Raw genomic sequence first — 17,129 nt, forward strand, 5'->3', positions numbered from 1 at the left:
CGCATATTTGCCACATGAAGATCGAAGACGTCGCAGCGCGCCTGGAAGCGCTTGGAAACCGGACCAGGCTCCAGATCTATCGGGCCCTCGTGAGAGCCGGCAGGGCCGGTCTGCCGGTTGGCCGGCTCCAGGAAAAGCTCAAGATTCCTGCGTCCACGCTGTCGCATCACATCAAGACGCTGGTCTCCGTCGGCCTGATCACGCAGGTCCGCGAATCCACCACGCTCGTTTGCCACGCCAACTACGAGATCATGCGCGGGTTGGTCGACTTCATGGCGGCCGAGTGCTGCGCCGACGAAGTGGAGTGCCGGAGCAAGAAGCCGGCGGCTTGATTTCTGGTCGATCAATATTCGATAATTCTAGAAGGATAGGAGACGATCATGACGGAGAAGAAGAAGGTGGCGATCGTGGGGGCAGGCCCCGTCGGTCTCGCCGCGGCTGCGCACGTTCTCGAGCGCGGAATGGAGCCGATCGTGCTCGAGGCCGGACCCGAAGCGGCACATGCCGTTCGCCAGTGGCAGCATGTCCAGCTCTTTTCGCCCTGGGAGTACAACGTGGACAAGGCCGCGCGGCGTCTGCTCACGCCGACCGGATGGAACTCTCCGGACCCTCAATCCTACCCCACCGGCGGCGAGCTCATCGACCGCTACCTGGAGCCGTTGGCGACGAAAACCGCGCTCCGCGAGTCGATACGCACCTCGAGCCGCGTGACCGCGATCAGCCGGGTCGGATTCGACAAGGCCAAGACCAAGGGTCGCGAGGGCGCTCCTTTCGAGATCCGCTATCAGAACGGCAAGGGGCCCGAGGTGCTGCGGGCTGATGCCGTCATCGACGTGTCTGGCACCTGGTTCTCTCCCAATCCCGCGGGCGCAAACGGTCTGCCCGCCCTCGGAGAACGGGAGTACGGGGGCAAGATCACCTACGGCATGCCGGACGTCCGCGGCGCCGAGCGAGCCAGATACGCTGGGAAGGCGGTCGCCGTCCTCGGCGCCGGCCATTCGGCCGTCGGTACGCTCATCGACCTCGCCCACCTCGCCGAAAAGGCACCTGGCACTGAGCCGGTCTGGCTCTTGCGCGGCGCCGACCCTGCGAAGGCGTTCGGCGGCGGCCGCAACGACAAGCTCGCGGCACGCGGCGAGCTAGGCGCCGCCTTCGCCGCGCTCGTCGCCTCCGGCAAGGTCCGGGTCGAAGCCGAATTCGGCGTCACGCATATCTCGGAAGTTGAAGGCCGGCTACGGATCGCGACCGGCGCGTGCTGCGGGGCGCGCAGCGTGGTCGCCGATGAACTGATCGTCTCGACGGGCTTCCGTCCCGACCTGTCGTTCCTGTCCGAACTGCGCCTAAAACTCGATCCGGCCATCGAGGCGCCCGTCGCTCTCGCTCCCCTCATCGATCCGAACGAGCATAGCTGCGGAACGGTACGCCCCCATGGTGCGCGCGAACTCGCACACGACGAGCCCGGTTTCTACGTGGCCGGCATGAAGTCCTACGGCCGCGCCCCCACCTTCCTCATGATGACCGGCTACGAACAGGTCCGCTCGATCGCAGCCGACCTTGCGGGCGACAAGGCCGCCGCGGCGAGGGTCGAGCTCGTGCTGCCGGAGACCGGCGTCTGCACGCGTGGAAGCGTCGCGGCGGCCACGCTCGCGACGGCCTGCTGCGGCGGCCCTCCCAAGGAGGATGCATCGGCCTGTTGCGGCGCCGACGAGGCGGCCAAGAAGACGGGAGCTTCGGGGTGCGGGTGCTCATGAATCGAATTCCTGCGGGCCAGGCTGCAGGTCCGGTCGCGGTCGTCGTTGCACTCGGCACCACGCAAACCATTGCGTGGGCCTCGAGCTATTACCTTCCGGCCATCCTCGCTGCGCCAATCGCGCGGGATTTGGGTCTTGCACCCACCCATGTCTTCGCGGCGCTCTCGGGCGCCCTCGTGATCGCGGGACTTCTGGGGCCACGGGTGGGGCATGCCATCGACACGTTCGGAGGCCGAGGCCTGCTCGCGGCCTCGAACCTTGTTCTGTCGGGCGGCTTGTTCGTGCTCTCGATCGCAGAGGGGCCAGCACTCCTGGTCGTATCCTGGGTGCTGCTCGGGATCGGCATGGGAATGGGCCTCTACGAGGCGGCGTTCGCAACGCTCGCGCGCATCTACGGCAGCAAGGCGCGACGCTCCATCACCGGCATCACGCTGATCGCCGGGTTTGCCAGCACCGTCGGCTGGCCCTTGTCGACGTGGCTGGATGCCCAATACGGCTGGCGAGTGGCGTGCCAGGCTTGGGTGCTGATCCATTTGGTCCTGGCGCTTCCTCTCAATCTCTACTTGCCGCGTGCCGCGCCCCTACGACAGGAAGCCGGGACGGTGGATCATCCTCAACTCCCCTCGCGTGAAAGCGAAACGTTCGCGATCGTGGTGCTGGCCTACTTGTTCGCCGCCGTCGGGTTCGTCAGCTCGGGGTTTTCGGCCATCCTGCCGACGATGCTGGTGTCCCTGGGTGCCTCACCGGCTGCCGCGTTGTTCGCAGGAACGTTGGTGGGGCCCGCCCAAGTTGGTGCCCGGCTTCTCGAAGCGGGTTGGCTCGGTCGCTTCCACCCGCTGCTCTCGGCGAGACTTGCTACACTGATGAATCCCATCGGCGTCATTACGCTGATCCTGGGAGGTCCTCTGTTCGCGTCTGCCTATGCGGTCCTGTACGGCGCTGGCAACGGGATCATCACCATCGCGCGCGGCACGCTGCCGCTGGCTCTGTTCGGACCCGCCGGCTTCGGGAGACGGGTCGGCATGATTTCGCTTCCGGCACGGGCAACGGGAGCCGTCGCACCGCTCGCGATGGGGCTCATGGTGGAACATGTCGGTAGCGTCGCGCTTTGGGTCAGCGCTCTCGCATCGCTGTCTGCCTTCGTCGCGCTGCTGCTCCTGCAGCCTGGGCGAACCGCATGAATGCCCACAAACTCGAGGGGAGGCGAGCATCCGCAACTTGACCGGCCGGCCGCTGATCGCGGTGATGTGTCTTGGACAGGTGGGCAACCTGCTGCCGCACGTGACCCTTTCGGCAAATCTGGCTCAACACCTGATGCCGGCATGGGGGCTCAGTGCCGCCGAAGGCGGCTTGATGGCAAGCGGCTACGCCTTCGGCTACATGCTCGCGGTGCCCCTACTGACGACGCTGACGGACCGTATCGACGCGCGCTTGGTGCTCCTCTGCGGATCGGTCGTGAGCGGACTTGCGACCATCGCCTTCGGCTTGTTTGCGCAAGGATTCTGGTCGGGCACAATCATCTGGTCGATCGCCGGACTCGGCTTTGCGGGGGCGTACATGCCGGGCCTGAAGGCGCTCACCGACCGGCTCCCGGCAGGAGACAGTTCGCGTGCGGTCACGCTGTACACATCGAGCTTCTCGTTCGGGGTGGGCATCTCTTTTCTGGTGGCGCAGGTGACGGCGGACAAATGGGGCTGGCCTGCTGCGTTCGTGATCACCGGAATCGGACCCATTGCAATGGTGATGGCGTGCGCGCTGATGGTAGCTCGCCGACCGGCGTCCAAGACGGGGCGTCTTTTGAACTTCAAGCCGGTGTTCGCCAACCGAGAGGCACTCGGCTACATTTTCGGCTACGGTGCCCACTGTTTCGAACTCTACGGCATCCGTACCTGGCTCGTAGGTTTCTGGACGTTCGTGGTTGCGCACCAGGACGCGCCATCATGGCTGTCGCCAGTCGTAGTGAGCTTCTTCTTTGCAATCATCTCGATGCCCGCCAGCATTTTGGGCAACGAAGCCGCGCTGAAGTTCGGGCGGCACCGTGCGATTATCGCGGTGATGATCACGTCCGCCTGCGTGGCGACCATCATCGCCTTCAACGTAACCGCCCCGGCCTGGGCGCTGGTGCTGCTGCTGCTGATCTACGGCGTAACGGTCCCTGCCGACTCTGGAGCGTTGACCGCGGGAATGAGCGCAGCGGCCGACCCCAATTATCGGGGAGCCACGTTGGCGCTGCACTCCACTGTGGGCTTCGGGTTGTCGGCCCTCGGAGCCTGGGGCACGGGCGTGGCCCTCGACGCGGCGGGAGGACCCCAGAGCGCCGGCGGGTGGCGGCTTGCCTTTATGATGCTGGCCGTCGGGATTCTCATGGGTCCGCTTGCGCTGCTCCTGTCCCGGGCGGCTCGACCGAAGAGGGACGTCCCTGCGCAATAGGGCGAAGCACCTCGAGCGCCCTGTGCTTCTAACGATTTTGATCACCTCCACCAGTGTGATCAGGGAGAGTTCCTTGTGCTCCGGTCTCGTATCTACATCGTCGCGTATGGTTATCGGACTATCGCCTTCCGGGTCTCTAATTCGAGCACGGCGCTCGCGCGCCTTTGTCGCGAGTCGGCTTTGACGCGCGGAGACATGAACCAGATCCAAGCCACGACCTGGAGCGCGAGATTGAGAGCAAAGGCTGTCCGATAAGCGATTTCGGGATAGTGTCCCGCTTGAGGTGTCCAATACTGAAGTACAACGCCGGTCGCGTATTGCACAACGAAGGCCGCGGCAATGTGGAACAGATTCAGCGCGCCGTTGGCCCTTCCGGGGAGCTGTTTCGGGAAATACTCGGCCAGAGTCGCGAAGCTCAGCACCGTAGCCGCGCCGACGGCCGCTACAACGGCCCACTGCAAATATGACGGCAAGGGCAAGCGCAGATCAATGCGAACTGAGTTGCAATAAAGACAGCCGCAACAAGCCCCAGGAGCACCTCCGGTCCAACACCGCGCCTTCGCAGCCGATCGGCAGCGCCCCCAAGAAGAATGGCACCCAGGCTGAGCGCGACCGCCATCGCAAACAAATGAAATACCACGCCGGCGCGATCGAGGCCCTCAACGTCCTTGAGCCACTGCGCCGCCCAGAGCCGTTGGAGAGCCCAGGCCGTTCCAATGCAGGATGCCGAGAGCGGCGCAACGCGCCAGAATCGCGGATCGGCATAGACCTCCTTCAAACCGGCTGCGATCGCGCCGCCCGGAACTGCAGTCCTGTCGGGCACGATCAGATAAATCGTGACCGCACTGGCGACAGTCAGCCCAGCGAGCAGACCAAATAGTTCACGCCAACCAATCCACTTCAGCAACAGGTCGGCCGGCAATGTCGCCGTGACCGCACCCAGCGCGCCTAGCATCACCATCAAGCCGTTCAGGAGCGGGACGCGATCCCCGGGAAACCAGAGAACGAGTGGCACGGGGATTTTTTGGCCGCTTCTGCCAACCGCGCAGCCATGCCCTCGGAGAGGTAAACGCCAACTCTGGGTTTCATGAGAGAGACTTGCTCTGAGAGCGACTAAAGAGTCGTTAGTCGTGCAAACAAATCACGCTGGCATCAGCGGTCTGGTGCCGCGGCCGACGAAGGTCAGGATTTCGTAGGGCGTTGCCGCCATCAGACGGGACGTCTTCAGTCCGCCATCGCGAGCTTCAACGATTTGCGAAGCAGCTCAGATCAGGACGTCGGCGTCCCAAATAGTCGCCATGCCGTGCTCCGGAACGGCTTCGACACGAATGCTGATCTCGCCGGCGCGAAAGAGCACCAATCCATGGGATGAAGTTGCCGCGTGATTAAATGGACTCGCAATGACCACTCTGCGTATCAAGTACGTATACGAGGACATGGATCGACACGGTAATGTGCTCCGGTATTTCCAGCGCAATCGAGGACCCAAGATCCGTCTTCGTGCCGTGCCAGGTACCGACGAATTCGGGAGAGAGTACCAGGCCGCTCTGAATGGCAAGATCGAGCCCAGAGAGACCGAACAACTGCAGGGCTCGCGCGCGAAGAATGGGTCGCTGCGATGGCTGATTGAGCAATACTACGCCTCGGCGGAATTCACGAGACTCGACACCAGCATCAAGTCAGCCCGACGCGGCATTCTCGATAATTTGTGTAGCGAACCGGTCTCGGACGAGAATTCAAATTTGATCGGTTCCTTGCCCTACGCCTCGATGCCGAGCAGCAAGGTGCGCGCGCTGCGCGATCGCAAAGCGGAATTTCCCGAGGCTGCCAACGGTCACATCAAGGCGCTGCGCCAAGTCGTCAAGTATGCAATCGCGGCGGAGCATCCCGGCGCCGAGCGAAATCCGGCCCGGGATGTGCCGTACATGAAGACCGGATCGCAGGGCTTCCACACTTGGACGATTGCTGAAGTGCTGCAATATGCCAAGAAGCATCCAATCGGCACCAAGGCGCATCTCGCACTCGCGCTATTGCTGTTCACCGGTCAGCGAAGATCGGACGTCGTTAAATTTGGCCGACAACACATCAAGAATGGTTGGCTTACGTTTACGCAGGTGAAAAACCGGAAGACCAAGCCCGTAACCCTGTCGATCCCGATTATGCCCTGGTTGCAATCTGCAATCGACGCGTCGCCATGTGGCGATCTGACGTTTCTGGTTACAGAGTTCGGCCGCCCATTCACCGGCAATGGTTTCGGCAACAAAGTTCCGCGATTGGTGCGACCGGGCCGGATTAAATCATTGTTCGGCACATGGCCTGGGAAAGGCTGGCGCATGCGTTGCGGCCGAGAACGGCGCGGCCGAGAAGCAGCTGATGGCGATCTTCGGATGGCAGGCGATGAAGGAGGCCGCGCACTATACCAAGAGGGCCAACCAACAACGTCTCGCCGCGAGCGCGATACCGCTCCTGTCCCTCGATCAAACCGCGAACAATAGTCTCCCACTTTTGGGCCCGGTTGAAGAAAGTGGGAGTAAAAGGGGAAAAAACCGAGGAAGATCAAAGCCTGATTTGAGACATGGTGCCCAGGGGCGGAATCGAAAATTTCTCTATCAGCATGATTAATATGATGTTTTTCGCGCGCCAAAGGCATCGTGTACCTGCCAGTGTACCCGACGATCATCTCTCCTCCGCCACAGTTTACCCCCCCGCTCTGGCCTGAGCTACGTGGAGAATCTCCGCTGGCTGATCGATGAAGGCCCCCGCCAGTACGCGCCGAGAGAATGTTCTCGCGCTGGCCATGATGCGTCCTGCGAATTCGAGCTCATTGGCCCAAAAAGACGCGAGCGAGCCGCGATCCAAAGAGGGGAGTCAGAATGCACCCACACGAGGGCGACTTTGGCTCTTAAGGTTCCGAAGTCGAGTCGCGACGCGCAACTCCCCTCCTAGCGGGCCGGACTTTAGGCGATGCCGCGGCGGAGACCGCCCCCTTGCGGTACTGACGCCCCAGCGGCTAAACAGCCGCGGGGTGCCGTCAATGGCCTCGCAAACAACCGGAACACCAGTTTATGTCCCATGGACTGACGATCGCAGCGATAGGCGGTGCTTATGCCGGCTCGCCGATCGCGGCAGCGTTCGTGCAAGCCGGCCACCCGGCGATCGGATTTGACATCGACGTCGTACAAATGGCCGAGCTAGAAGACGGCAGGGACAGCAGCTATGAGATCCCGTCGGCCACTCTGAATCGGCCGGACTTGCACTTCACCACCGATCCGAGCGAAACGGTCGCGGCTGCTTGCGTCTTCGTCACCGTTCCGATTGACAGTGCCCACCAAGCCGATCTGGGCTCGATGCTCCCGGCCACGCGTGCCCTCGGGAAGGTGCTTGAGAAGGAGTTCGGCCGTCCGCCCATCATGAAGATGTTGCCGATGCAGCCGGAGACGTCGAGACGAACTATGCTGATGTCGGCGATCTTGAGCGCGACATCGGCTTCCGGCCGGCGACATCGATCGCCGACGGCATCGGACGTTTTGCAAAATGGTACCGCGACTACCATCGGATTTGACGGGTTGATTTCATGACCGGACGCATCATTCCTCTCATCATGTGCGGCGGCGCCGGGACCCGGCTCTGGCCGGCCTCGCGCGAGGTCAGGCCGAAGCAGTTCCTGCCGCTGTTCGGCGCCCGTTCCACGTTCCAGGACACGCTGCTGCGCGTCTCCGATGCCGATCTCTTCGAGCGGCCGATCATCATCACCAATCTGGCCTATCGCTTTATGGTGCTGGAGCAACTGGCCGAGATCGGCATCGAGGCAGACGTTTTGCTGGAGCCCATGCGGCGTGATTCAGGCCCGGCCATCGCCGCCGGAGCGGCCTTCGCCCAGTCGCGCCATCAGGACGCTGTCGTGCTGGCACTCGCGGCCGATCACGTCGTCCGCGACACCCCCGCTTTTCTCGCGGCGTGCCGCCAGGGGCTCGCTGCCGCCGAGGCCGGCCGCATCGTCACCTTCGGCGTCAATCCGGAGCGCGCGGCCACCGAATACGGCTATATCAGCCCGGGTGCACCGGTATCCGGGGAAGTGCGGGCGGTCGCAAAATTCGTCGAGAAGCCGGATCAGCCGACCGCCGAGCGCTACATTCGCGAGGGCTATCTCTGGAACAGCGGCAACTTCATGTTCCGCGCGTCGGTGCTGCTCGACGAATACCGCAAATACGATGCCGCCAGCGTGCAGACGGTGACCGACGCGGTTGCCAAGGCCGGCCGCGACCTCAGCTTCATCATCCTCGACTCCGACGCCTTCGCCGCGGCCAAGCCGATCTCGATCGACTATGCTGTGATGGAGAAGACCGAGCGGACGGCCGTGGCCCCAGTGTCGTGCGGCTGGTCCGACGTCGGCTCCTGGCATGCGGTCTGGGAACTGTCCGACAAGGACGGGCAGGGCAATGCCGCGCGCGGCACGGCCGTGTTCGAGGATTCCCGCAACTGCAATGTGGTCACCGACAAGGCGCTGGTCGCGCTCGAGGGCGTCGACGACCTCGTCGTGGTGGCGGCGCAGGATGCAGTGCTGGTCTCGCGCCAGCGCGATGCCAACGGATTGAAGCGGCTGGTCGCCAAGCTCAAGACCGTCGCGCCCGAAGTGACCGAGGCGCACATCAAGGTGCACCGGCCCTGGGGCAGCTATCAGTCGGTCGACAATGGCGAGCGTCACCAGGTCAAGCGCATCATCGTCAAGCCCGGCCAGCGGCTGTCGCTGCAGAAGCACTATCACCGCTCCGAGCACTGGATCGTAGTGCGCGGCGCGGCGCGGGTCACCATCAACGAGACGGTCAAGACCGTGCACGAGAACGAATCGATCTACATTCCGATGGGCGCGGTGCACCGGCTGGAAAACCCGGGCAAGATCCTGCTGGAACTCATCGAGGTCCAGACCGGGTCCTATCTCGGCGAGGACGACATCATCCGCATCGAGGACGATTACCGCCGCGAGTAGGGCGGGGTCTCGCCGCGAATCACGCGAGCCGAGCTGGGGGCGATGTTCGGCAAGCCGCTGGCCTGCCTCCCGACTCTGACGGAGAACACGACCAAAACATCGGCCAGAAGCGAAGTCGTGACTTCCCGCATTGACACTTGAAATGAGGGAATAGCTTGAGTGTTTACTCAGGGTAATAGAGCACTCGAACGCGGAGATTTTGTGGGCAATATCGATCGCCTGCTTCACGCGCGGGGCGAGAAGGTGATTTTCGCAATCAAATGTGCACTGTGGGGATTCGGATTCGACTGCATCCAGCACTATCCCCGCGCGCAGCTCATTAGTACGCGATGACCGGACTTGGGGTAGCTACGGCTTGTCTGATCTTCCTACCAGGCCTTTTGGTTTTGCTGGCTTGGATCGATTTCAAGCGCAGAACAATACCCAACGCGCTGAATGCGACGATCGCCCTAATTGGGGCGTTTCGGGCAGCTGCCCTGGGCGGATTGCCTGCCGTCGTCGAAACAATTCTCCAGGCAATGATCGTCGCTGCTGCCGTCTGGCTCCTACGCTGGCTCTATTTCGTCATCCGAAGGCAGCAGGGCCTGGGACTAGGCGACGTGAAGCTACTGACTGCGTCGACTTTTTGGGTTGGTATGGTCGGCATCCCTCTCCAGTTGTTGTCCGCCTCACTATCGGCGCTCGCGGTAGTCGCCACCCTACATGCGGCTGGCTACTCCGTCACACGGAGGAGCGCGGTCCCGTTTGGACCATTTCTGGCTTTTGGGCTGCTCGTCACCCTTGCTGCGCAGGAAAGTCGATGGCTCGTTTGATTCGTATACATCTGGGCACCCGCAGGGGGGATTCTGCCAGCCCTGGGCGTTTGAACCATCAAGCTTAGAACGTCGTCAGTTTCGGGAATAGAGCTGAGGGTCGATCGTGCACCCGCCACTGGAGCAGTGGAGTGCTTGCTGCATGGCGCTTTGGTCATCCTCTGTGGCGCCGATGCGCAGCTGCCATTCTCGGTTACAACATCGACCATTCGGTCAGCGTATCCGTCAACACTGTTGGCTACTCAACGGCTCGTATAACAATCGCACTCCGATGATGACATCCTGCCCGACACTCTTCAGGCAGCTGACAGATCGGCAGTCAAACCACAGCTGATCCTGAACCCAGGCAGGGGGTCCATACCGGCGGCTGCTTCCTCAAAGTCACCAACGCTTCCCTTATACTCGATCGAGAACATGAACCCATTGACGGACCAGACGGTTGCATCCAACGTCCCCAGGCCGTTCATCTCGATGCTCACCGTAGCCAAAGCTACCTCTCTCTTGTTGGGGAATGCGATACTTCCGTCGAAGCTCGGTCGTCCGTTTGACATCCTGTAGAAGTCCACCTCAACGCCGTTTGGCAGCCGTTGGACCTTGTTGATAGCCTGAACCTGACGATCCCACAAATCTCGAATTTGATCATCCAGCCGCGCTCGCACACAATCGAGAACCTGCTTCTCAAGCGACGATAGGCGCGAATTAGCCCCAGATAGCCAGGCGAGAAGAGCTCTGATTACCTGCATGAGCAATCGCCCCCGCCGCTTCCCAACTCAGCGTCCCCACGCCGGCGCCTATGCCCTTGCAGACCTTTGGAATGCGATCCCACTGCAGCTTGAAGACGGTCGGCATCGGCTTCCGAGCCGCCCAATCTGCTAGAAATTGAGACATTTCCTCGTTCGGACGTCCTGCAACGTTTCGGCGCCACCGCCTCGCGTCCAAGCGAAGCATTGGCGTACGAGATGATGATAACCGTCAGGAACCCTCGATAGTTCTCGTCCTGAAACTGAAACATGCCCACGTCTCCGATTTAGCGAGCGCCTCAGTGCAGGGAAATCCCGGGCTGACGGATTCGATATCGACGCCTATGACAACGATCTGCCGCGCCTGCGCGAAATAACCAGGGAGCTCATTGCGTCGCTGGTGGACAGCACCAAGCTGATACAGAGCGTCCGGGCATCGTATCAGAACGTCGGCCGGACCTTACTCACACGGCGGTCGAGGTATGTCGCAGGCCGGCCTGCTTTCAACCGCGTGCCTCAGCGACGGCTTGGGCCATGCGGTGAACCGATTTGACCCTGCGAACCTGCACCCCCAAGCGATCTGCGTCCTCCTGATCCATCGACGACTCTTTGATCGACTTGATCACGAGGGCCTTGCCTCCTCAAGGGTTAGGACTCGCGACTTGAACAACTGTAGCCACACAACCAAAAGTATCGACAGGGTCAGCCACCCCAGCACGATGAACTCAGAAACCGAGCGCCCCCGCAGCCTGCTGCACCACCAACTCCCCCCGCGAAATCACACCTTCCCTCGGCCTGGTCTCAATGATCCGCTCAAGCCTTTGGCCCCGCAGCCTTCCGATGCCGCCTTCGGACTCCCGCCGTCACCAACTTTCGGCGATAGCTCCTGCAATCATTCAGACCAATTCTAGCGGCTCACCCTAAAGTTGTTGATAAAGCCGCACCACCGTTGAAGGTATAATGCGACTTCTATCTTATGCCCCCCGTAAATCTACGGGGAAGCAGGCGAGGGGCATGAGATGTCGTCAGCGATCGGAGCGACGGGACAAAGAGCGATCGAGCACTCTACAATCCAATATTTCGTATCCTCTTGGATTAGAAATACCGATTCTGGCTGTACTTTTGGCTTGAAGGTTCTTGCTCCAATTTTCCAGATGCTTCTTGGGGCGGCGCGTCATTTTCGTTGCCTGGGACGAGCCTGTTTCATTCTCGCGTGCGCCACAACCGCAGCCGATGCAAACCCGCAATTAGGATATCCGATCGTCGTCAACAATATCCCTCTGACTACCCAGTACGTCACCGAGCCAGCTGCCGCTTGTCAGCTCGCAGCTTTGTACCCGCAATATATCATCATCGGCTTTTATGATTATGACGTTCATTTGCCGTTGAAATTCAACGGCGTCGAAGTTCGCCCGAACGGCAGCCTTATATGCTACGTTGCCGACGCCACCCGAGTGGCGTACGAGATCAACATCACGTCGCCCGACTGCGTCTCCGGCTACGCACTGCAGAGAGGAGTGTGCACAAAGGATCCGAGCCGCGGCCCCCCGAACAGCCACGCACCCGCGCCGCAGAACAACCCCGATCCGTGCACAACTGATCCGAGCGTTGGCAATCCGATCTCACTCTCGGGATCTTCGAAGTCTGAGGATGCCGTCGACTTCGTGTCGGGAGGAGCGCGCCCGCTCGGGCTTGTACGCCACTATCGAAGCCGCGGAACGCCGGGACAACGGCTAGGCACGGCACGGTGGCACTTCGACTTCGAGTACGAGATACTCGTTGGCAGCACCGTTGCCGTGTTCTCGCCAGACGGCATCGAATACGATTTCAACCAGCCGACGCCGGGGGTCTACGCGAGCGCCTATAGCGACTCGAAAGTATCGCTGACGAGTTTCGATAATGGCGGCACGAAGCTCTTCTCGTTCAAGGACGAGAATGATCGAACGGTCATTTTCATACAGAGCGGGAATACCTATTGGCCCCAATCGATCACGGAAAGGAACGGCGTCAGCAAGGGTATCATCGCCAACACAGCCGTACATCCCACGCGAATCGACTCCATAGGATTCGCCGATTCGAGGCATATCGATTTTCGCTACGAGACGAGCGCCTCGGGAACCCCTCTCCATGTCTCGACCGCAACATTTTACACCTATGCGCAGAGCACGGGACCCACTGAATACTTCAAGATCGACTACGGATATACGAACGGCAACCTGACGACTGTCACGAGGTCGGAAAAGAACGACGGAGTATGGCAGCAGATCGATGTGACGACGTATCACTACGAGAACACGACCTTTCCGGACCTTCTCACCGGAGTGACTGACGCCCGAGGCGTACGTTACGCAACTTGGACATACGATCCGGATGGGCGACCGATCTCCAGCTCGCACGCGGGTGGCGCGGACCTGACCACGGTTGTTTATGACGATGCTGCCCTGACCCGTACGGTCACCAATGCTCTTGGAAAGCAGGCTACCTACTCGTTTGCAAAGCGAGAGGGAACGATGAAGTCAGCAGGAGTGGCCGGCCAGGCGACCACCAATTGCCCCGCTTCGGCCCGATCCGTCAGCTACAATACGCTTGGGCAGGTCAGTCAGGTCGCCGATGACGAGGGACGCGTCACAGCCTATACGAGGGATTCTTACGGACGCCCGACCTCGATCGTACGCGGAAGCGGCACCGCAGCGGCGACTACCACGGGTTTCGTGTACGACAACACCTTTAATGTGGTCGCGCAACAGGTCGAACCTGGCCTGACCACGACATACACCTGGAGCACGGCCGGTCAGCTGTCGCAAGTGACCCAGACCGACACGACGTCGCAGACGGCGCCATATTCGACCAATGGACAGACGCGGACCTGGACGTTCAACTATACCGGGACGCTGCTGTCGAGCGTTGACGGCCCCCTCCCCGGCCCAGGCGATACGGTCTCTTTCTCGTACGATGCCAACGGCTATCCTGCCTCCTACACAAACGAGATCGGACAGGTCACGATCATCAACTCGGTCAATTACCGCGGACAGCCGACGCTCGTCACCGATCCCAACGGCGTCACCACCAGCCTTACCTACGACGCGCTCGGCCGACTACTGACTGTCACCGTCGACCCGTCGGGATTGGCCGCGACGATGTCGCTGACATACAATGCAGTTGGCGATGTCACCAGAGTGACGCGCGCGAACGGCGCCTATCTGTCTTATACCTATGATGATGCGCGGCGGGTGGTTCAGATCCAGGATAATACTGGCGCATCCATCTCACTGACGCGCGATGCGATGGGCAACGTCACAGCGCGGCAGATCAAGGGATCTGACGGAACCATCCAGTTGGCGCAGACGGCCGTATTCGACGAACTCGGCCGACTGTTGAAGTTCATCGGGGCTTCAAACCAGACTTGGGTTCACGGCTACGACAAGACCAATAATCGCGTCTCGATCACCGACCCGCGCTCGAATGTTTTCGGCTGGTCATTCGATTCGCTGAACAGGTTGATCAATTCGAAAGACGAGGAGGGCAACAGCGAGACGGTCACCCTCGACGGCAGAGATGAAGTAACGAGCTATAGCGATCCCCGCTCTCTCAACACCACTTTCGTGCGGAACGGCTTCGGCGAAGTAATCCAGCGAACGAGCCCCGATACGGGCACGACCACCTATGTCTACGATGCCGCCGGCCGACCGACGCAAATGACTGACGGGCGTGGCGTCGTTACCAATCTGACCTATGACGCAGCAGGGCGCTTGTTGAGCAAGCAATATCCGGCTGCACCGGGGGAGAACGTCACATTTTCCTGGGATGGGACATCTGGCGGAAACAAGGGCGTTGGGCGCCTGACACGGATCGACGACGCCTCCGGGAGCATCGAGTGGACCTTCAATTCGCTGGGACAGGCCATTCAGGAGAAGAAGACAACAGCCGGGATCGTCTACCTCGTTGGCTATGCCTATGATCTCGACGGCAATCTGACCCGCATCACCTATCCATCCGGCCGGATCGTCAACTATTACCGCGGTGCAACGGGGCTCGTGAACACCGTGACGCAGCAGCCGGGCGCCGCAACTGCCGAAATGCTGCTCGCTAAGTGGGTGACTTACCAACCCTTCGGCCCATTGCAGTCGCTCTCGTACGGCAATGACCTAATCCTGTGGAAGACATTCACGCAGGACTACAATTTGAGCACCTTCGTGGTCGAGCAGGGATCGAATTCGGTCATCAACCGCGCCTATACCTACTGGTACGATGATTTCGACATCACCAATGTCTGGGACAACAATGTCGCCGGTCGGACCGACAACTATGTCTTCACTCCGAGTCATCGGCTCCAGAATGTCTACGGGGACTGGGGGACGCAGACCTATTGGCAGGACCCGGTCGGCAATCGGACCGGCGACGTCTTTACAAATGGTACAACCACCACGACAAGAGTTTTAGGCTATCCTTACAACAGCAATCTCTACGTCGGCACCACTGAGGGCACGAATACGCTGCGGAGCGTCACGAATGACGGAGCCGGCAATATCGTCACTGATGTCAGGGGCACTACGACCTACAACTACCGCTATAATAATCGTAATCGGCTCGATCAGCTCACAATCGGCACGACGGTGACCGCGAGCTACGTCTATGACGGGCTCGAGCGGATGGCCGTTCGGACCACCCAGAATATGACGCCATCGACTACGACCCACTATATCTATGACAGCTCTGGGCGGCTATTGGCCGAGGCTGGCGCGAACGGCACGACGCAGCGGGAATACGTCTGGCTGGATGATACACCCCTTGCGCTTTTTGCCGATCTGGACACGGCAACGCCCAAACAATGGTACGTGCATCCTGATCATCTCGATCGCCCGAGCAAGATGACCGACGCAAACCAGACCGTGGTTTGGGACGCATGGTACTGGCCTTACGGTGAGGCCCGCTCGATCACCGGAACCGCAAGCAACAACCTGCGATATCCGGGTCAGTATTTTCTCGTCGAGTCAGGGCTTCACTACAACTGGCATCGGCATTACGATGCATCGATTGGGAGATACACGCAGGCAGATCCGCTTGGGCTCGTCGCAGGGCCGAGCCTCTATGTTTACGCTGGCGGGAATCCTGTCTCTTTTACGGATCCGACGGGAGAATTCGCGTGGGGCCTCGCTTTTGCCGCAGCAGATATTGGACTTCAGCTCTACGAGAACGGCGGAAACTGGCGGTGCATTAACCTCGGAGAGGTTGGACTCAGCCTCGTCGGGGGGGGCCTCGCTGGCGCCTTGGAGAAGGGAGCGTTCCGATTTAAGGATTTTGGGAGTCATACTTGGGACGCGACACGCAAATGGATGAACAGGGAAGGCATTCAGCTGCTCGGGGAAGGGCAGGTAAGACATCATTGGCTATTGGAGCGGAACCAAGGCATAGGACGGATGGTACCGGATTGGATTAAGAACCAGCCCTGGAACACCAATCCCATCTCCGCGTCCCTCAATTCGACGCTCGCGCAGTATCCCGAGCTGGCTTGGGTGGCTGGCCCCGGATGGTCTAAGAGCCTAACGATCGGCGCAATTTTAGCGGGCACTTCACCCCGGGGAGGCGGATGTGACTGCAGATAGTGGGCCACGTACCTTGCTGTTCTTTGATGAGAGAAGAGAAACGATCCTGCCATATAGCAGCGATGCGTTCAAAGTCTCGACGGGTCCGAGAGAACGGGTCCTTGAGCGCTATCTCGGGATAACTGTTTTGGATCGTGACGGGACAATCTGGCGGATTGATGAGATTCGCTTCGAGCATCTTTGGGGTGAAAGCCGTTGGCGAAGAATATTCAGCTTTTTGAATGGTGGGACCAGGAAGATATCGGTAACTCTGCGCCAGGCGCCTGAAATTCGCTTTAGTGAGATGCGGCAGCGCGCCGTCGACTATATAACAAAACGTCCCGCACTCGTTGAGCAGTACTTTGACAAGACGGATCCTGAACAGGCTGTAAGTCAAGCGGCCCGGTCGTCAACGGCGTCAGAGCTCTTTGACGCCCTGGGAGCACCGGCGCCGTTAGACTGCCTCGACGCGCTCATTGCTGGGTCCTGATTCCTCGAAAAAGCCATCATGACCTCACCACTACATTGCAGTGATACGGCGGTTAGCGGATGGACCGGCTCATACCAATGATGTTGATACTTGTCGGCGACCGAATCGATGACAAATGACGGAGCAGGTTAGGCATGCGCTGAGACGAAGCCCTCATTTGAGACTTGTCCTAGCGTTGGAGCAGGATGATCCCGCTTACGGGCGGTGATGCGCGGAGCCGGGAGATTCGTCCGCATTCTTGTTTGGGAAACTGCGGCGAAAGCATTCAAGCATTTCAGATCGTCGAAATCCAGCGCGACCGCTCCGCGTTTCGCCGCTCCAACAACGACGGCGGGCC

Annotated in this window: 12 protein-coding genes and 1 pseudogene; 10 read left to right on the plus strand and 3 right to left on the minus strand. The window is 60.5% G+C overall.

Annotated elements, in window-relative coordinates; all coding sequences use genetic code 11:
• The first annotated feature begins 14 nt into the window (after window positions 1-14).
• The 4 genes from QX126_RS31020 (at window position 15) to QX126_RS31035 (ending at window position 4,181) form a co-directional block, all read left to right on the plus strand.
• The gene (locus QX126_RS31020) at window positions 15-332 is read left to right on the plus strand and encodes a metalloregulator ArsR/SmtB family transcription factor (RefSeq protein WP_315736010.1); all 318 of its coding nucleotides are present in this window, start codon (window positions 15-17) and stop codon (window positions 330-332) included.
• Window positions 333-380: 48 nt separating this feature from the next.
• A complete protein-coding gene (locus QX126_RS31025; protein WP_315786097.1) occupies window positions 381-1,751 on the plus strand; it encodes an NAD(P)-binding domain-containing protein in 1,371 nt (456 codons plus the stop codon).
• Window positions 1,748-2,932: an MFS transporter gene (locus tag QX126_RS31030; protein WP_409999139.1), complete on the plus strand. Its 1,185-nt coding sequence runs from the start codon at window positions 1,748-1,750 to the stop codon at window positions 2,930-2,932. The genes QX126_RS31025 and QX126_RS31030 overlap by 4 nt, the downstream gene beginning before the upstream one ends.
• Window positions 2,933-2,996: 64 nt before the next feature.
• Window positions 2,997-4,181, plus strand: coding sequence for an MFS transporter (locus QX126_RS31035; RefSeq protein WP_315786168.1), 1,185 nt, complete (start codon window positions 2,997-2,999; stop codon window positions 4,179-4,181).
• A 442-nt stretch (window positions 4,182-4,623) separates the two neighbouring features.
• On the opposite strand, the gene QX126_RS31040 is transcribed toward QX126_RS31035, so the two are convergent.
• Both QX126_RS31040 and QX126_RS31045 read right to left on the minus strand, forming a co-directional pair.
• A complete protein-coding gene (locus tag QX126_RS31040; protein ID WP_409999135.1) occupies window positions 4,624-5,196 on the minus strand; it encodes an MFS transporter in 573 nt (190 codons plus the stop codon).
• A gap of 147 nt (window positions 5,197-5,343) precedes the next feature.
• Window positions 5,344-5,535: pseudogene (locus QX126_RS31045) on the minus strand (replication initiator protein A); the annotation flags it as partial.
• A gap of 46 nt (window positions 5,536-5,581) precedes the next feature.
• Here QX126_RS31045 and QX126_RS31050 point away from each other — a divergent pair.
• From QX126_RS31050 to QX126_RS31070, 4 genes are all read left to right on the plus strand, one after another.
• A complete protein-coding gene (locus QX126_RS31050; RefSeq protein ID WP_315786106.1) occupies window positions 5,582-6,676 on the plus strand; it encodes an integrase in 1,095 nt (364 codons plus the stop codon).
• 570 nt (window positions 6,677-7,246) lie between these two features.
• Complete coding sequence (locus QX126_RS33635) at window positions 7,247-7,759, plus strand: hypothetical protein (protein ID WP_409999136.1); 513 nt, start codon at window positions 7,247-7,249, stop codon at window positions 7,757-7,759.
• Window positions 7,756-9,168: a mannose-1-phosphate guanylyltransferase/mannose-6-phosphate isomerase gene (locus tag QX126_RS31065; RefSeq protein ID WP_315786109.1), complete on the plus strand. Its 1,413-nt coding sequence runs from the start codon at window positions 7,756-7,758 to the stop codon at window positions 9,166-9,168. Before QX126_RS33635 ends, QX126_RS31065 begins: the two co-directional genes overlap by 4 nt.
• Before the next feature lie 329 nt (window positions 9,169-9,497).
• Window positions 9,498-9,980 (plus strand): A24 family peptidase, encoded by a 483-nt coding sequence (locus tag QX126_RS31070; protein ID WP_315786112.1) that lies wholly within the window; start codon window positions 9,498-9,500, stop codon window positions 9,978-9,980.
• 296 nt (window positions 9,981-10,276) lie between these two features.
• Here the strand turns inward: QX126_RS31070 and QX126_RS31075 are convergent, their stop codons facing one another.
• The gene (locus QX126_RS31075; protein WP_315786116.1) at window positions 10,277-10,723 is read right to left on the minus strand and encodes a hypothetical protein; all 447 of its coding nucleotides are present in this window, start codon (window positions 10,721-10,723) and stop codon (window positions 10,277-10,279) included.
• A gap of 1,016 nt (window positions 10,724-11,739) precedes the next feature.
• Here QX126_RS31075 and QX126_RS31080 point away from each other — a divergent pair.
• Window positions 11,740-16,323, plus strand: coding sequence for an RHS repeat-associated core domain-containing protein (locus tag QX126_RS31080; RefSeq protein WP_315786119.1), 4,584 nt, complete (start codon window positions 11,740-11,742; stop codon window positions 16,321-16,323).
• Window positions 16,310-16,792 carry a hypothetical protein gene (locus QX126_RS31085; RefSeq protein WP_315786122.1) on the plus strand — a complete coding sequence of 161 codons (483 nt, stop codon included), beginning with the start codon at window positions 16,310-16,312 and terminating at the stop codon, window positions 16,790-16,792. Before QX126_RS31080 ends, QX126_RS31085 begins: the two co-directional genes overlap by 14 nt.
• Window positions 16,793-17,129: the final 337 nt, after the last annotated feature.

It is taken from the genome of Bradyrhizobium sp. SZCCHNPS1003, assembly GCF_032381555.1.
Taxonomy (GTDB): Bacteria; Pseudomonadota; Alphaproteobacteria; order Rhizobiales; family Xanthobacteraceae; genus Bradyrhizobium.